This window comes from Deltaproteobacteria bacterium HGW-Deltaproteobacteria-2, from assembly GCA_002840505.1.
Lineage (GTDB): Bacteria > Desulfobacterota > Syntrophia > Syntrophales > Smithellaceae > Smithella.
In genome coordinates this window covers 530,051-546,728 of the sequence record PHBC01000001.1, presented here as the reverse complement: position 1 = coordinate 546,728, position 16,678 = coordinate 530,051, and the positions used below count along the sequence as shown (strand labels likewise).

The following is a 16,678-nucleotide window of genomic DNA, read 5'->3' as shown; positions in this document are numbered from 1 at the left end:
GTTTTTAGTATAACTCAAGAATGGACAAGTTCATTTCACGCAAAACATTCTTGTCTTAAGTATTTGATAAGGATAGAAAAGGAATTTAAATTTTAAATGTCGAAGATACTTCTGATCAAACCAAGGTTTATAGAATTAGGATTTTCGTTAATAACACAGCCGGTGGGACTTATGTACATTGGCGCAGCGCTGAAAGGAGCCGGACATGAAGCGAAAATTCACGACTGCGGCCTTGACTATAAAGATTTCAATATTCTCAGGAGTACGCTAACCGGTTGGAAACCGGATTTTATCGGCATAAGTGTAATTGTTACCGAGCTGGAGAACACAAAAAAAGTAATGAAGGTTGTCCGTGAGCTTCTGCCGGATGTTCCAGTTATTTTCGGCGGTCCGTGGCCGTCGGCCAATCCGCAAGAAGCGATAAAAAAATTTGGAGCTGATTTTGTTGTTATTGGAGAAGGAGAACTGGTATTCCCCGAATTGATCAATGCTGTAGAGAAAGATCTTTCTACAGACTCAATTACTGGAATAGCTTCTTTAGTTGATGGTGAGGTAAAAATAAATCAGGGACGGCAACTGACTGAGGAAGAATTAAACTCGCTTCCTTTTCCCGACTGGGAATTACTTGATCATAAATTATACGCAAAAATGGATTCGTTTGCCAGCGTTGGCCGCCGTCCTTATATGGCTGTTATAACTTCACGAGGTTGTCCCTACAAGTGTGCTTACTGCCATCGGACAATGGGCAAGGTCTTCAGAAAAAGATCAGTCGAGTCAGTTCTTGCCGAGTTGGAAGCGCTTCGCTTCCAGCATGGATTCAGGGAATTTGAAATAATTGACGATTGCTTTAATCTGGATCGCAAAAGGATGCATGCGATACTTGACGGCATCAAAAACAGAATTGGTGATGTTAAACTTCATTTCCCGAATGGCGTCCGGGCTGATATGCTCGAGCCAGAAGATTTGAATCTTTTTAAGCAGGCCGGAACAGTGTCAATTTGTTTTGCCATAGAAACTTCGAGCCGCCGGCTGCAAAAGATGATTCACAAGAATCTGAACATTGATAAGGCCGTTTGCGCAATCAACGCTTCTGTTAAGGCGGGAATTTATTCGATCGGTTTCTTCATGATAGGTTTCCCGACAGAAACTTACGAAGAAGCATTCGACACGGTAGAATTTGCCGCCCGTTCTGATTTACACCGAGCAGTGTTTGTGTATGTTACACCGTTTGCCGGTACTGTATTGGCGGAAATGGCTGTTGATATCCTCAAAAACAAAAACTACATCATTGATCTACAAAAAATAAATTTTTATAATACTCCGAATATTTCGGCAATGACAGACGGTCAATTACAAAAGGTTTTTCGACGCGGCTACTGGCGCTTTTATCTAAATCCGAAAAGATTGCTGAGATTGGCCATTCGCTATCCAAGAGTCCTCTACCTTCCACAATATGCGCTTATTACTTTAATAAAAACTCTGCCGAAGAGTGGAAAATTTGTCTGAATCGGAAATATCAAAACTTAGTACAACCACTTTATATTATAAGGCGTGAAAAGAAATAATTCTATAGTATTACCTGTCGTTGCTTTTTGGACAAAATCATGTAAACTTTAACAAAAAAAGTATACATTTTCTCGAGGAAACATATTCCATAAATTGATGAATTACGGATAATGGATAATATAATATTATTCCTTAAACCAGTTTCGGATTCCAAAGGTCGCAACATCGTCAGAGACTTTGTTTACGGCTGCTGGTGCAATGGACGCAGAGTGGGAGGTATGCAGATGCCGCCGTTGAATGAACTGTCCTGCGCTACTCACGTTCGCAATGTCGGGCTTGATGTTATGTTCATTGACGCTCAGTACGAGAGGGAAAGATTTGATGCCATGATGCGCTCTCGCTTTGCCGGAATACGTGCTGTGGCGTTGATGTCATCAACTCAGTCCTTCCGTGCTGATGTTGAACTATTGGGACGAATCAAAAAACTAAAAAGCGATGTGCAAACGGTTCTCTTTGGGTCGCACCCTACCTTTATGCCCCGGTACGGTCTCAAGGATCCGGCGGTGGATTTCATTGTGTTGCACGAACCGGAAGAGACTTTACGGTGCCTTATGCGTGAGTTGATCAATGGTCATTCCGTCTCCGGCATTGAAGGAATCGGTTATTGTGATGAACGCGGAGAGCCGGTGATTAATCCGCCTCGTTCTTTCATGGACATGGATGAACTCCCTGTTCCCGACCGTTTTCTGCTTCCCGAAGGGATTGATTACTTTAATCCGGTTGTGAAGAGGATGCCTTATACAACTATGCAAACCTCGCGCGGCTGTACCGGTCATTGCATCTTCTGCACCGTTCCCGCCTTTTATGGCAACAAATACCGTATGCGATCGTCCGAAAAAGTGCTTGAGGAGCTGGAAAGCATTATAGCCCTGGGCTACCGGGAGGTTTTTTTTCGTGACGAGACGTTTACAGCAGACCGAAAGCGCAACGTAGAGATTTGCGAAGGCATGATCAGAAAGAACATGGATTTAAAATGGATCGCCAACAGCCGGGTTGATGCTATTGATAAGGATATCATGGCCGTTATGAAGAGGGCGGGCTGTCATATGATTAAATTCGGCGTAGAAAGCGGATCAGATGAGATTTTGCAAAATTATAAAAAGGAAAGCGATGTTCAACAGACGATCAAGGCCTTTGCTCTGGCCAGAGAGATTGGTCTAGATACCCATGCTCATATAGTTTTCGGCGGGCCGGGAGAAACAATCGGGACGATTAATCAGACCATTGCTTTTGCTAAAAAATTGCGGGCCTCAACAGCTAGCTTCGGAATCCTGACCCCCTATCCCGGAACAGAGCTCTTTGATCGTGTAGCCGGCAGCTATCCCGAAATCAGGGACGGTTCGGCCTCCAACATGGACAACCTGCATATTCATGGTTTCTTCTCCGAAAACATTTGCGGTATCAGCGGCGAAGATTTGTCGCGTTGGATTGTTAAAGCTTACCGCAGTTTTTACCTGCGGCCGGGATATCTTAAGGAAAGGTTTTGCCGTATGGAAAGCCTTGAAGAATTTTTTATTCTCCTTACCGCCGGAACGAACATATTTCAATTTTCACTGACAGGAGAAAACTGATGGAGCAGATAAAGACTGTTAGTGTTGTGGTCCCGGTATTCAACGAGGCCGAAAGTCTCGAGGAACTCTATCAGAGAACTAAAACTGTTCTGAATGGGCTTGGCCTGTCATTTGAATTTATAGCAGTCGATGACGGCAGTAACGACGGCAGTTATAAGCGGCTGGTAAATTTGCGTGAACGTTTCCCTAATATCGGCATTATCAGACACCGTTGCAATCACGGTAAGTCACTGGCTTTGATGCAGGGTTTCGCTCTGGCCGGTGGTGATGTGACCGTCATGATGGATGCTGATCTCCAGGATGAGCCGGAAAACATTCCCCTGATGCTGGAAAAGATTGACCAGGGTTTCGATATGGTTAACGGTTGGCGTGTGTCCCGTAAAGATTCACTTCTCAAACGTTTATTATCCGGTGTCTTCAATTTAATTACCCGTAAAGTGCTCAAAGTACGTATCCATGATATCAATTGCGGCCTGAAAATATTAAAAAAAGACCTTTATAAAAATCTGAATCTGCGGGGAGATCTTCATCGCCTGATACCGGCCATAGCCCAGAACCTTGGGTTTTCTGTTGCCGAAATACAAGTCTCGCACGCTCCGCGAAAGCAAGGTGTTTCCAAATATGGCCTTTTGAGATATCGCGGCTTGCTGGATATTATTTCTCTGACATCAACGCTTGCCTATAGAGTTCGTCCCTTTCACGTTTTCACGGAGATCGCTTTTATCGCGTGGTGCTTATTCGGTATTTCCCTGGCATCGCTTATTTTTGTTTTCCTGACGCGTCAAAGCCCTGTTTGGCTGTATGCCTTAGCGCCGGTGCTTTTCTTTGCAACTTTCGTGTTCTTAATTATCGGTACCGTATTCCCGGTGGCCGGTCTGATCCTGGACAATCTTCTCGCACATGTAAATGATGAACAATGGCGGACCAATTTGATCAAAGAGGTGTTGAAACCTGAAAGTAACTGATACCCACAAACTTTACGAACTCCAGAAGATGTTCCATGGAAATGTCGACATCAAGCGTTTTTACAACCGCTTGAACAATCCGTACATAGCGGAAAAAGAGAGATGTCTTGCACAGCGTATAGCGTCTCTCTTCCCTCGGCATGGGACAAATCTGCTCGAAGTCGGGTGCGGCGAGGGCAGTAATTTGCACTACTTGCGTCAGGAGTTGCCACATGCCCGTATCACTGGCCTTGATTTATCCTCTGAGAAGATTGATTTTTTACAATCCGTCTATGATGATGTGCTTGCTATATGCGGCGATGCTACCAACCTTCCTTTTGACGATGCCGAATACGATCTGGTGTTGTGCCGGGATTTGTTGCACCATATTTACTTTGCTCGGGAACAGGTTCTCTCGGAGGTATTCAGGGTTGTCAGGCACGGAGGAGTGGTCATTATAGTTGAATCGGATGGACGACGCCTGCTGAATCGTGTCTTCAGGGCGCTGTGTCCCGCCGAGCGGGGGATGCGTTTCTCACGACCCGAGATGCTGTCAGCATTGACCAGTGATTTTGGATCGACAGAACTTGAATACATTGAGGCTAGTTTTCTCATCAGAGCTTGCGCATTTTTTTTGGGGTGGCCGGAGCAGCTTATCCGGCAAAGGATGGTTTCTGCCTGTTACTACCTTGCACGATTGTGGGAGAGGGGCGTGGAAGCATTCTTACCCAAAAGTCACTGGACATACATGATGATTACAGTCAGGAAAAGTTGATAATAGAATGTGTGGAATCTTCGGCTTAATTAATTTCAATGATAAACCAGTTTCGCCGGATATTATCAAAGATATGCGGCGTGCACTTTCTCATCGGGGGCCCGACCATAGTGGAATCTATGAAGAGCCAGGCCTTGCGCTGGGAATGAATCGCCTTGCCGTTGTTGATCTGATTACGGGCAATCAACCGATCTTCAATGAAAAACGCGATCTGGTTATCGTTTACAACGGCGAAATATATAATCATAGCAATATCCGTGAAGATCTTGTCAGGCGCGGCCACTCTTTTCATACAAATTCAGATGCCGAAACCGTGCTTCATGCATTTGAGGAGTATGGAGAATCATGCCTTGCCGGATTTAACGGAATGTTCGTCCTGGCCATATGGGACATAAAGCGAAGAAGACTCTTTGTTGCTCGCGATCGTTTGGGAATAAAGCCTCTTTATATTACACGGAATGGAGATGGTTTTGCTTTCGCTTCCGAGGCCAAGGCTCTGCTGAATATCTTTAGCAAGCCCATACCTGACTGGACGGCAATCAATCGCTATTTTTCCTTTGGTTATGTGCCATCGCCTCAATCCGCCTTTGCTGGAATTGTCAAACTTCCCGCCGGTCATTGCGGTGTTTTATGCGACAGAGAGTGGCAGGTGAGCTGTTATTGGAAACCTGATTATAGCGCGAGTTGTTCTGATTCTCTTGATATAGCATGCGGCAAAATTGAAGAGCTAATGGAGCATGCCGTGAAACTAGAACTGATGAGCGATGTGCCGGTTGGGATTTTTTTGAGCGGGGGGATAGACTCTTCGGCAGTGGCTCTGTTTGCCGTGAGGCATTCACGTCAAAAGATAAAATCGTTTGCCTTGAGATTTGAAGAAGAGACTCACGATGAATCGGCTGATGCCTGTATGGTAGCCAATCATCTTGGCCTTGACCATACGGAAGTCTCCTGCACGCGGGATATTCTGAGGCAATCGCTGTTTGACGCCGCGGCAATTCTTGATGAACCGTTTGGCGATTCTACTGTGCTTCCTCTTTTGATGCTGTCACGCTCAGCCCGCCAGCAGGTAAAAGTGGTTCTGACAGGTTGGGGCGGAGATGAAATATTCGCTGGTTATCCGACATACAGGGCGCATCAGTTGGCGGCATACTATCGCAAACTTCCGGAGTTTATTTCTTCCGGTGTTATTCCGGCACTTGTAGATTGCCTACCGGTTTCCGACACCTATATGAGCTTTGAATTCCGGGCGAAAAAATTTGTGAAGGGAATGAACCTGCCTCCGGAGTTGCAACACTTTCTTTGGATGGGATACTATGACGATGCCGCCAAAACACGTCTTTTTAGACCGGATATTCTTGATCAAGTAACAGAATCGGCCTATTCAGAAGTAGAAAGAATTGCCACTGCCCTTACGGAAAAGGATGTCATCAGCAGAATCATGCACCTCGATGCATCGTTTTTTCTTGAAGGCAATGGTCTTTTTCAAGCGGATCGCATGACCATGGCCGCTTCACTGGAAGCGAGAGTTCCTCTTCTGAACATAGATATCATCAACTATGTCAACTCGCTTCCACTTTCTCTCAAGATGTGTGGCAACAACCCCAAAGGACTCTTGAAGAAAGCGCTTGAAAAATACCTGCCGAAGCGCATTATCAATAAACCCAAAAAAGGTTTCGGGCCTCCTTCCGCGGTATGGGTGAGAGGTGTTTTTTCCGATGTGTTCGACGATCTTTTTTCGCGCGAGAGAGTTGAATCGCAGGGAATCTTCAATCATACTGAAATTGTCCGGTTGCTGACCGAACACCGGGAGCGGCGAGCGGATCATGGAAGAAATCTATGGGCACTTTTAAGCTTTCAGCTCTGGTATAATAACTTTATAATGACTAAGTGTTAATTATGGATTTACGAACGAAAAAGATTACAAAGGATTCCCTCATTGTTCTCGTAATGCCTTCTTACAAAGAATGCGTGCAGTCGCTATTTGTATTCCACGAGAATCAGGCGATAGGTTCAAAACCGCCTCTGGGACTTATGTCAATTGCTGCGTATCTTAAAAAAGAAGGATTTTCATCGATAGAAATATTTGATGCGTCTCTCGAAAATTTATCCCCCGAACAAACAGCATCCCGCCTTGCCCGGATGAATCCGGACATTGTCGGTTTTTCCGTAATGACGGATGTCTGGTATAACACCGTGCGAACCTGTGAACTTGTTAAACAACTTTTGCCGGATACAATTATTTGTCTTGGCGGCCCTCACGCCTCTATTTATCCGGAGTTGTCGCTGGCCTCTGCCAGTGCTGATCTGCTCGTTGCCGGAGATGGAGAATTCGCCTTCAGAGATGCGCTGGATAAATTAATTGCCGGGAATCCTCCTGACGGAATCAATGGAGTGTTCTGGAAAGATTCCGATGGACAGATAAGATCGCCTGCCGTAAGTATTGCAGTGATGGATGATCTTGACACCTTGCCGGCACCGGATCGTTCGATGATTAATAATGATGCGTATTCTTCTCTACTGTCGAATGTCAAGTCAACCACCATGATTACCAGCCGCGGCTGCCCTTACAACTGTGTTTTCTGCAAACTCAACGCGCAAAAATTAATGTCTCGCGCTCCATGGCTTGTCGTGGAAGAATTTGAAGCCATAGCAAACGCCGGTTTCCAGAATATTGAAATTTATGATGATACATTTACGTGGCACAGGGAAAGGGTTCTGAAAATTTGTGGGGAAATAATCAGAAGAGGAATAAAAATTGAGTGGTCTGTGCGGAGCAGGGTTGATAAAGTGGACTATGAAATGCTGGAGATAATGAAAAAAGCGGGATGCCGGAGGATTCACTTTGGAATTGAATCGGGCAATGATCTCATTTTGAAAAATTCCCGAAAAGGAATTACCAAAGATCAGGCGCGCAACGCAGTGCGAATGGCGCGAAAACTGAAATTCGAAATATTGACCTATTATATGATTGGATTTCTTGATGAAACATTGAAGGATGCGGGGGATACCTATCAATTGGCAATGGAACTTAACACCGATTATGTTGCTTTTGCCATACTCATTCCCTATCCGGGAACTGCTATTTATCAGGAAGCTCTTGCGCGCGGCGTAATTCCGGAAGATTACTGGAACGCGTTTACGCGAAACCCCACACCTGACTATACAATTCCTTATTTGATTGAAAACAATATGTCTCGTGAAAAAATGCTGCGGTTTGTTAACGATTCACATTTGAGATTTTACTGGCGTCCGCGACGATTATTGCGTGAATTAACAGCCATCAGATCGCCGAGGGATTTCGCGCAGAAGTCAGAGATGGGAAAGAGAATTCTGAAAAATTTTATCATAACTTTGTTTAAATCCCACGAAAAACCCAATAAAAAGAATGCGAATAAATGACAAAAAAATCTATTGAAGCAACCAGAATATTTTGGAACTCAAACCCCTGTGATGGCCAACCGGATGTCTTACAGAGGATGCATTATCGATATCAAAAGGAACCGTGGCTGGCGCAGATACTGTGGGTTGTCGCATCCAGGGACGGAGATTTGCTGGAAGTAGGATGCGGCCAGGGCACTGACAGCATATGTGTCTGCTCCATGAAGAAAAAAGGCTCTTATACAGGTATAGACATTTCCGAAAAAAGTATCGACAAAGCCAGAGAAGCGGCGGGGCAGTTCGCCGGCAAGCTCGTCATTGTTCCGGTGTATAAAACCGGGAATGCCGAAGGCCTTGAGTTCCCGGATTCTTCGTTTGACACGGTATATTCGTGCGGCGTCCTCCATCATAGTCCTGATACAAAAAAGGCGGTTGAAGAAATCAATCGGGTATTGAAGAAGGGCGGCACAGGATACATATATCTTTATCGAATGGCGTCTCCCAAGGTTTTTATCGCCCATGCGCTGAGATTCATTTCCCGAATCGTGGACATTGTTACATTTCAGGACAGATTGCTCTGGAAGATAATCAAAAAGTTTGGCTCTGACCACCGTTTCGGCACGATGATACTGGAGTGTTTTGGTGCGCCTATTCTCAGAAGTTACACCAAGAGTCAGATAAGGGAAATGTTTTCAAAATTTCATGATCTGGAAATCGGGGTTTCCGGAATAGGTATTCCCGGTGCAGATATTAATAAGATGTTGGATAACCAAGGCAGCCGGTTTTGGGGAACCATGTGGCAAATAATATGTAAAAAATAAATTCTCGTTCTCTATAAGCTTGGTTTTGGGAAAATGTTTCTGAATAACAACCCCGTGATTCTTGACACCGCTTTAACATAAATCAACAATTCAGCGAGAGTGTGTTTGGCAAAGATGTGCCGGAGAATGAAATCAGGCCGCAGATAAAAATCACGGTAGGCTTTATAATAGAATTGTTTGACTGCTTCATCGGATACGGTATCCAGCTTTAAGATCGGTTCAGCGAGATTATAAAGCTCCCAGTTCCGGTGTAAGAGCAGATTTTTTGATGCAAACTCATTATACATAGCCGTTCCCGGATAGGGAGTAGTAATATTAAAAATAGCAAATGGAATCCCGGTGTTTTTGGCATAATCAATAGTTTCTCCCATGCTTTTTAATGTTTCTCCGGGATTGCCCAACATAAAGGCTCCGCGGATATTGATTTTTGCCGCCTTGGTCCAGTCAATGGCTTTTTGAAATTGAGTTAAATTAATTCTCTTGTTGATGTTTTTTAAGATATTCTCATCGATACTTTCAAAACCGTACATGATTTGATGGCATCCTGCTTCTTTCATCAGCAAAAGTAATTCGGGTGTCACACAATCCACCCGGGCAAAACAAGACCAGGTAATCTTGATTTTCTCCGTAAGAATTAACTGACATAATTCGGCGACATTCTTTTGGTTGGCAGTGAATGTGTCATCATAAAAAGATATCTCTTTGATGCCATAATTTTTCTGAAGATGTTCAATATGGTCAATAATTTTTACCGGAGACAAAAATCTTATTTGAGAGCCAAACATTCCCGAGAAACAGAAGGTACATTTGCCGGGGCAGCCCCTGGAAGTTACCATTCCGATAGACGGTTCCTGCCGGGCTGCACCTAAAGCAGAATGATACAGATGCATCGGTAGTTTGTGATAAGCAGGGAGGGGTAAATTATCCAAATCCACATATGTTTTGGCATCGGGATTGACAACAACTTCATTGTCGGATTTTCTCCAAGTTAGGTTAGGGATAAGATTATATGAGGTTCCCTTGGCTAATTCTGTAATTGGAATTTCGCCCTCATTTCGAACAACCATATCGCAAAATTTATCCCGAATGAGTTCTTCATGGAATACCGTTGGATGGACTCCGCCCATTATTATTTTGATGCGGGGAAAAGCTTCGCGCACCTTCCGGGCAATAACTAAAGCCCGGGAAATTTCCGGAGTAGTTGCCGTAATCCCGACAAAATCCGTAACAGGATTAATCAGGGCAATAATTTCCGGAATCTTTAGTTGTAAGGCGGCGGCATCTATTATTTGTGAAGTATGTCCTTGCGCATCCCATATTGCTGATAGTAACGCTAGTCCCAGCGGAGGGTTTTCGGAATTGATTATCCTCCATATATTATTTGCGGCAATATCACGCGGCGGATTAATAAAAACAAAATTCATTGGTTTAGTTAATAAGCGACCTGTGTTTAATTTTAATATCTATGCTTTTAATATTTTTTTTGAGCAATGAGAATAAGTGACTGTCCTAATGGAGGCTTAATTATTTTTTCAGCAAGCCCTAAAAAAGGAACTAATTTATCAAATAATTTCGTCTGATATTCCGGCAACTCTTCGTTTTTAAGTATTCGGCCATTGATAAACCATCCGAATAAACCTAAAGAATTTAAATAATAAACTTTAACTATATCGAGATCTTGCCCCTGTATAAGTAACTTTAACTTTTTTTTGTTGTAACGTCGATAATGTCCGAAAGATACATCCATTGACCCATAAAGTATATTTAAAGCCGGTACAAGAATTATTAGTCGTCCACCCGGTTGCAAAAGAGAGGTCATGTTTTCAACAGCCTTTTCGTCATTTTTTAAATGCTCGAGAATGTTTAAACAAATAATAGTGTCATACGTATTTGTGGCAAGAAGAGATGATTTAACGTCCTGAATATCGGTCCTGAAAACTTTAAAGTTTGATTTATCACGAAATGAATACTTGGCCTTTAAATAATCTACATAATTTTGATCAATATCAATAAGCGTTAATTTATTTTTAAACATAATGAAATCGGTAATATTCCCGATGCCGGCTCCTACTTCCAGAATATCGTCTCCGATAAAATCTTGAATATTGTCGTATATCCAGTGATTATAGTTGTATCGTTTGGACAACAATAATAAGGAATATTTTACTTTGTCTTTATCAATGATTATGTTTTTAATTTTATTCCTGTCTCCGTTTGTAAGCATTAAGGTGACATTGGAACTGAAATAGTAGTTACTATTTAATCTACTGCTTAAAATATTACTTTACAAGAAAAACTGCAAATATTAGATTGAATTTCCTTTATTTATTGTGGCGCAGGTTCAAGCAAAATGCGCCGTTTAATCAAGATTTTTAAAAAGACTGATCAAAAAAATTATGGCATTACGGAAATTATCAGCTAATAAGCAGGAATTATCCGAAGAAAAACCTCTTGAAAAATTCTTTCTCTTCTTCAACAGATGGAATGGGTTTGATCTACTGGTATTACTTATCTGCGCGGCGAGTTTTTGCTGCAGCTGGATTGAATCCATGCTTAATTATGACAGTCTACATTGGGGCTGGCCCTATCTTGCTGCGCTTGATTTACAGAGGGGGGCCATACCGCATTCCGAAACACTTACTTTCTATGGATATCTCCACACATGGATTATGAAAGTTGCCTTAACTGTGTTTGGCGAAAGGTTAATGAGCGTTGGAATTATTACAGGGCTATTTTATTCCTTGACGTTATTTCTATCCTATCGTGTTTTTCTCCGATTCCTGGCCAAACACTTGGCCTTTATTGCGGTGGGGCTGATTTTCTTAATTCATCCGTATATTATTTATCCATCTCCTAATTACTTCGCGTATACTTTTCAACTGCTGGCACTGATTTTTTTATTACGATATTCCGAAAACCGGTATAATGGTTTTCTGGCAGGTATTTTTCTGAGCATGTCGGTGCTTTCCCGGTATTCTTCGGTTATCGCAATTATTCCGCCGTTCATAATTCTGCTGTGCTGGGAATTTTTTACCATTCAAGGCACAAAAAAACGTATTATAGAAAAAATTGGAATCATGAGTTTTGGCTTTTTTATTCCTTTAATAATATTTTTTGCGTATCTCGCGATGAATTCCGCACTGGATGATTTCTTTTATCAGAACAAAATGCTAATCAATACAATAGGAAAAGGCGATAGTATTTACACATATCTTAATTTCTTGGCCTCTATCATCCAGATCAACGATAGTTACGCATCCGATTTCCGAGGTAAACTATTCACGTTAATACTGATAGTATGTTCCTTTATAATTTTGCGGGAAATCATTCGAAAAATATTCGGTAAGTCTGTGGTGTCTGCATATACCCGTTATGATATAGCGGCCGTATGCCTTATAACGGTCTTTGGATATTTGAATTCAGTTCATGTTTATGAAACATTCCGGTTGGTCAATGGCGCGTCTTTAGGCATAGGTATAGTCGTGTTTGTTTTTTATAATTTTTTCACCCAAACCATAAAGCCGGTAAAATATCTCATTGTCTTTTCCAGTGTTCTGTTGGGTTTGTTTTTGTCAGCCACCATGTTCTTTAAAACAACCACTTCAGCCTATTATCCATGGAAGATGGATGTTTTGTTTAGTAATGGAGTTACCAATAAAACTATTGGAATATTTAAAGGCAAACTTTTAACTAAAGAGTATAATGATTTTTATCAGGAAGTATTTGAAGCCATCGCTCCTTTTAAGAATTCATGTCATATTCTTAATTATACGTCGGATGTAGTCGCTTTTGCGATGAATGATTTGCCGCGTATCCAAATTGCACCGGTACATTTCCCATGGGTAGACGATATTTCCAAACAGGCGAAATTAATAGACAGGCATGAAGCTGTCATACTTTCTTATAAAGCGTTAGATTTGCCCGATTACGCGGAAATTTTTAAAAAAGACTGGCCGGACGAAATACCATGGCTAGGCGGTGGTTGCTTATTCATATATGCACCAAAACAATATGCCGGGAATAACCAAATGTAGCCTGTCCCTGTGGTTCAGCGTCAGCATTGATATACCTCTCCCATGATCATAAGATACATCCGGTAGGTTATACCCCTTCGCCTTCAAAGGCTAACGGGGCGGCAAGGAGGAGGCTCCGCAGTCGTATATGTAAATACGTTGAGGACGCTGACGACGCTGCCAACAAAGTTAGCCTTTGAAAGCGAAAGGGTATAAATATTTCTTTGACACACAAGACCATTCTTCATATACTTTCACCGTGGGAAATGAAGCTCTGATCCAAGAAAAGGGAATAGAAGATAGCAACCACAAGAGAAAACACGACCTCCTTGTGATCTTCCTGGTGCTTATCATCACGGCCTTCGTATTTTCCGGTAGCCTCAAGTTGGACTGGACCAACTGGGACGACGATTTGTACATCTATGGAAACCGGTTAGTCAAAGAGGGAACGCTGAAAGAGATTTTCACGACACCTGCCGACTATAATACCTATAATCCAATGGTGATCGTCTCTTTCGCGCTGGAATGGAAGCTGGTAAAGGACCGGCCCTTTCTCTACCACCTGGATAATTTGTTGCTGCATCTGTTCTGCACAGCGTTAGTCTTGCTGTTGTGCCGCAGAATGGGTCTCTCCATCTGGTGGAGCGGTTTTGCGGCCCTGCTCTTCGGCATCCATCCCCTGCGGGTAGAGTCCGTGGCCTGGGTCACAGAACGCAAAGACCTTCTTTACGCGCTCTTTTATCTGGCCGCTCTGCTTACCTACATCCGCTACATCGTTTCCGGTAAAAACGCTCAACTAGTACTTACCTTCATTTTTTTTACATTATCGCTGCTTTCCAAAGGTCAGGCTGTGACTCTGCCGCTAGTGATGGTGTTGTTGGACTGGTATTTTACAAGAAAAATCTGCTTGAAAGTTATTCTCGAAAAAGCAGTCTTCTTTGCCGGCTCTTTGGCCAGTGGTCTGCTGGGTATGACATTTTTCTTTAAGAATGTTTACCTCACAACTGACAGCAAGGCAATCGTAAATGCTTTTAGTTTTTTAGAACAGATTATACTTGGTGGATATGCGTACACGGTATACATATTGAAATCGTTTTTCCCTTATGCTATATCCGCTCTTTACCCCACACCAACCGCACTTAATGTGGAACACTGGGCAGGAGCGGCGATAGCAGCCATTATCTTTATAAGTGCATTGGCCTTATGGCGAAAGCAACGTTTCGTTACCTTCGGTCTGCTGTTTTTTACCTTTAATATTTTCTTGCTCCTCATGCCGTTTTTGGCAAACGAGTCTGCCTTCCTTAATGACCACTACACCTATATTGCCTATATCGGGCTGTTTTTTGTTATGGTCATGGGTATGCAACAATTAGCGGAAAAGACTTCACGATACCGCTTGATGGCAGCTGGTCTTGCTATTGTTCTGATGGTTTATTTTTGCGCATTAACGATGAAATATATTCCCATATGGAAAAATAGCGAGACCCTCTGGACTGATGTAATCGAAAAATATCCCCGCAAAATAGCTATCGCCTATCTCAACAGGGGGCATTATTTTTACAAAAACAAGCAATCCGACAAAGCCCTTGACGACTTCAACGCGGCAATTGAGGTAAATCCGGAGTATCCACCAGCCTACCTCGATCGCAGCTCCATCTATTTAGACAGAAATGATATCGAAAAGGTATTGCAGGATTACAATCGCTATCTCGGGTTTCTGCCGCCTTTTTATATTAACGGTAATGTTCCCAATCCCCTCGTCTCGGACGTGCTAGGCAATAGAGGCGTGATTTATTCTAAAATGGGATCATACGAAAAAGCTTTGGCTGACTTTGATCTGGCGATTAGACTGAAACCATTTAACCCGATCAACTATATAAACAGGGCCAATACATATTATAATCTGGGGCGCATTGCTGAAGCAAAACAGGATGTATTAACTGCTGAGAAAATTGGTGCGACAGTCGATTCTTCCTTTAAGAAATTACTGCAACTGCGCTGAATATGATGCCCCTTCTGTGCCTCTCCTGCAACGTGTGCCCGTTTTTTCTTTAGTCGTCTATACCACAACCCATATTCTGCGGTCAATATTGCATTGACACGCAATTGCAATTCACCTAAACTCCTCACTTGAAAAACAAGTTCTTGTCAAAAGAATCAATCAGGTATGTTATGCGGCCTCTAAAAATATTTCTTGCCAGCCTTGGATTCAGGCGATCAGTTTTGGGCGTGACTCCGCCTCTCGGGATAATGTATATCGCGGCGCATCTCCGGCAGAAATTAAATGTTGAGATACGTATTGTTAATCAAAAAATAAGTAACATGCCAAACGACGAACTCGTAAAACAGGCTAAAGAATTCGGCGCTGACGTAGTCGGGTTAAGTATGCTGACCACGAACGCACACAGTCTTCCTTATATCACAAGTAATTTGAAGGTCGTGCTTCCTGACGCACTGATAGTCATAGGGGGACCTCATGTTTCCGCGTTTGGAGAGAAGTCGTTGGAGGGCAACCTTGCCGATGTGGCGGTGCCTTACGAGGGAGAACTTGCTTTCGAGTTGGTGATTAACGCGTATTCGGGAGGCGGGAACATGGCAGATGTCCCCGGAATATTCAGGCGTGCCGAGGAAGGAATAGTGACCAATCCAGGGATTACTCCGCTTGTTGAAGATATTGATTCGCTTCCATTCCCGGCTTATGATCTTATCGATCTTGAGCCATACTGGAAAATCCAGGCAATGACTCTTTTAATGCATAGGAAATATGTCGCTCTTTTCAGCAGCAGAGGATGTCCCTTCAGATGTATTTACTGTCATCGGATTTTTGGAGACAGACTTCGTATCCATTCGGCTCAGAGAGTTGTTGAAGAAATGAGATTCTATATGAAGAAATACGGGATTAATGATTTTGAGATCTACGATGATATCTTTAATCATGATAAAAAAAGGCTGTTTGAAATCTGCGAACTTATCGGGAAATTTGGGACTAAGATCGGATTGTCTTTCCCAAACGGACTGCGGGTTGACGAGCTCAGCGAGAGCTCGATTGACGCTCTCACGGACGCGGGTATGTACTACTGCTCCTGCCCTCTGGAATCAGGCTCGCCGCGGCTTCAAAAGCTGATCGGAAAAAATCTTAATATCCGGAAATATCTGGAGAACGTGAAATACGCGGCTTCGAAAAGAATCTTTACATTCGGGTTTGTGATGATGGGATTTCCAACGGAAACCGAGGATGATTTAAAGCAGACGTTAGAGGTCACCCGCATGTCAAAGCTTCACGCTGTTTCATTTTATACCCTCACTCCATTTCCGAACACAAAGATATATGATATCGCCTTGAAAAATAATCCGGAGAAACTCAGAAACATCAACTATGAAGATAAAGAATATTCTCATATTAGGTTCAACCTGGCGGATGTTCCTGATGAAACGTTGTTTTATTATCAGAGAAAAGCAAACAGGGATTTCTATATGAATCCCTACAGAATCGCCAGAATTATAAGAGATTTCCCCCAGACGCGAAGACTTCCCCTGTATATTCCTGAATATTTCAAAAGGCTTTCGAAAGGCATCTTCGGTTAAATAAATCAGCAAATCGATTTTCCGG

The 16,678-nt window shown here is 42.9% G+C and carries 12 protein-coding genes; 10 read left to right on the top strand and 2 right to left on the bottom strand.

The annotated features are described in order from the left end of the window. The first annotated feature begins 96 nt into the window (after positions 1-96). The 7 genes from CVU62_02530 (at position 97) to CVU62_02500 (ending at position 9,055) form a co-directional block, all read left to right on the top strand. Complete coding sequence (locus CVU62_02530; protein ID PKN39094.1) at positions 97-1,506, top strand: hypothetical protein; 1,410 nt, start codon at positions 97-99, stop codon at positions 1,504-1,506. Between the two features lie 170 nt (positions 1,507-1,676). Beyond that, positions 1,677-3,137: a B12-binding domain-containing radical SAM protein gene (locus tag CVU62_02525; protein ID PKN39093.1), complete on the top strand. Its 1,461-nt coding sequence runs from the start codon at positions 1,677-1,679 to the stop codon at positions 3,135-3,137. Next, on the top strand, positions 3,137-4,102 hold the full coding sequence (locus CVU62_02520; GenBank protein ID PKN39092.1) for a glycosyltransferase: 966 nt from the start codon (positions 3,137-3,139) through the stop codon (positions 4,100-4,102). The genes CVU62_02525 and CVU62_02520 overlap by 1 nt, the downstream gene beginning before the upstream one ends. A gap of 28 nt (positions 4,103-4,130) precedes the next feature. After that, positions 4,131-4,856 (top strand): hypothetical protein, encoded by a 726-nt coding sequence (locus CVU62_02515; protein PKN39091.1) that lies wholly within the window; start codon positions 4,131-4,133, stop codon positions 4,854-4,856. 7 nt (positions 4,857-4,863) lie between these two features. Further along, complete coding sequence (asnB, locus tag CVU62_02510; protein PKN39090.1) at positions 4,864-6,750, top strand: asparagine synthase (glutamine-hydrolyzing); 1,887 nt, start codon at positions 4,864-4,866, stop codon at positions 6,748-6,750. A gap of 2 nt (positions 6,751-6,752) precedes the next feature. Beyond that, positions 6,753-8,255 (top strand): hypothetical protein, encoded by a 1,503-nt coding sequence (locus CVU62_02505; GenBank protein ID PKN39089.1) that lies wholly within the window; start codon positions 6,753-6,755, stop codon positions 8,253-8,255. Beyond that, positions 8,252-9,055, top strand: coding sequence for a hypothetical protein (locus CVU62_02500; GenBank protein ID PKN39088.1), 804 nt, complete (start codon positions 8,252-8,254; stop codon positions 9,053-9,055). The genes CVU62_02505 and CVU62_02500 overlap by 4 nt, the downstream gene beginning before the upstream one ends. Positions 9,056-9,066: 11 nt before the next feature. On the opposite strand, the gene CVU62_02495 is transcribed toward CVU62_02500, so the two are convergent. Both CVU62_02495 and CVU62_02490 read right to left on the bottom strand, forming a co-directional pair. Then, a complete protein-coding gene (locus CVU62_02495) occupies positions 9,067-10,479 on the bottom strand; it encodes a hypothetical protein (GenBank protein PKN39087.1) in 1,413 nt (470 codons plus the stop codon). A 47-nt stretch (positions 10,480-10,526) separates the two neighbouring features. Further along, positions 10,527-11,279 (bottom strand): hypothetical protein, encoded by a 753-nt coding sequence (locus CVU62_02490; protein ID PKN39086.1) that lies wholly within the window; start codon positions 11,277-11,279, stop codon positions 10,527-10,529. A gap of 172 nt (positions 11,280-11,451) precedes the next feature. On the opposite strand from CVU62_02490, the gene CVU62_02485 reads away from it, so the two are divergent. The 3 genes from CVU62_02485 (at position 11,452) to CVU62_02475 (ending at position 16,653) form a co-directional block, all read left to right on the top strand. Next, positions 11,452-13,089 carry a hypothetical protein gene (locus CVU62_02485; protein PKN39085.1) on the top strand — a complete coding sequence of 546 codons (1,638 nt, stop codon included), beginning with the start codon at positions 11,452-11,454 and terminating at the stop codon, positions 13,087-13,089. Between the two features lie 175 nt (positions 13,090-13,264). Next, on the top strand, positions 13,265-15,070 hold the full coding sequence (locus CVU62_02480; GenBank protein ID PKN39084.1) for a hypothetical protein: 1,806 nt from the start codon (positions 13,265-13,267) through the stop codon (positions 15,068-15,070). A 170-nt stretch (positions 15,071-15,240) separates the two neighbouring features. Then, positions 15,241-16,653: a hypothetical protein gene (locus tag CVU62_02475; GenBank protein ID PKN39083.1), complete on the top strand. Its 1,413-nt coding sequence runs from the start codon at positions 15,241-15,243 to the stop codon at positions 16,651-16,653. Positions 16,654-16,678 lie beyond the last annotated feature (25 nt).

Excerpts from the sequence above, each read along its gene's own strand:
- CVU62_02530 (PKN39094.1), top strand. The coding sequence starts at position 97 with ATGTCGAAGATACTTCTGATCAAACCAAGGTTTATAGAATTAGGATTT.
- CVU62_02525 (PKN39093.1), top strand. The coding sequence starts at position 1,677 with ATGGATAATATAATATTATTCCTTAAACCAGTTTCGGATTCCAAAGGT.
- CVU62_02520 (PKN39092.1), top strand. The coding sequence starts at position 3,137 with ATGGAGCAGATAAAGACTGTTAGTGTTGTGGTCCCGGTATTCAACGAG.
- CVU62_02515 (PKN39091.1), top strand. The coding sequence starts at position 4,131 with ATGTTCCATGGAAATGTCGACATCAAGCGTTTTTACAACCGCTTGAAC.
- asnB (PKN39090.1), top strand. The coding sequence starts at position 4,864 with ATGTGTGGAATCTTCGGCTTAATTAATTTCAATGATAAACCAGTTTCG.
- CVU62_02505 (PKN39089.1), top strand. The coding sequence starts at position 6,753 with ATGGATTTACGAACGAAAAAGATTACAAAGGATTCCCTCATTGTTCTC.
- CVU62_02500 (PKN39088.1), top strand. The coding sequence starts at position 8,252 with ATGACAAAAAAATCTATTGAAGCAACCAGAATATTTTGGAACTCAAAC.
- CVU62_02495 (PKN39087.1), bottom strand. The coding sequence starts at position 10,479 with ATGAATTTTGTTTTTATTAATCCGCCGCGTGATATTGCCGCAAATAAT.
- CVU62_02490 (PKN39086.1), bottom strand. The coding sequence starts at position 11,279 with ATGCTTACAAACGGAGACAGGAATAAAATTAAAAACATAATCATTGAT.
- CVU62_02485 (PKN39085.1), top strand. The coding sequence starts at position 11,452 with ATGGCATTACGGAAATTATCAGCTAATAAGCAGGAATTATCCGAAGAA.
- CVU62_02475 (PKN39083.1), top strand. The coding sequence starts at position 15,241 with ATGCGGCCTCTAAAAATATTTCTTGCCAGCCTTGGATTCAGGCGATCA.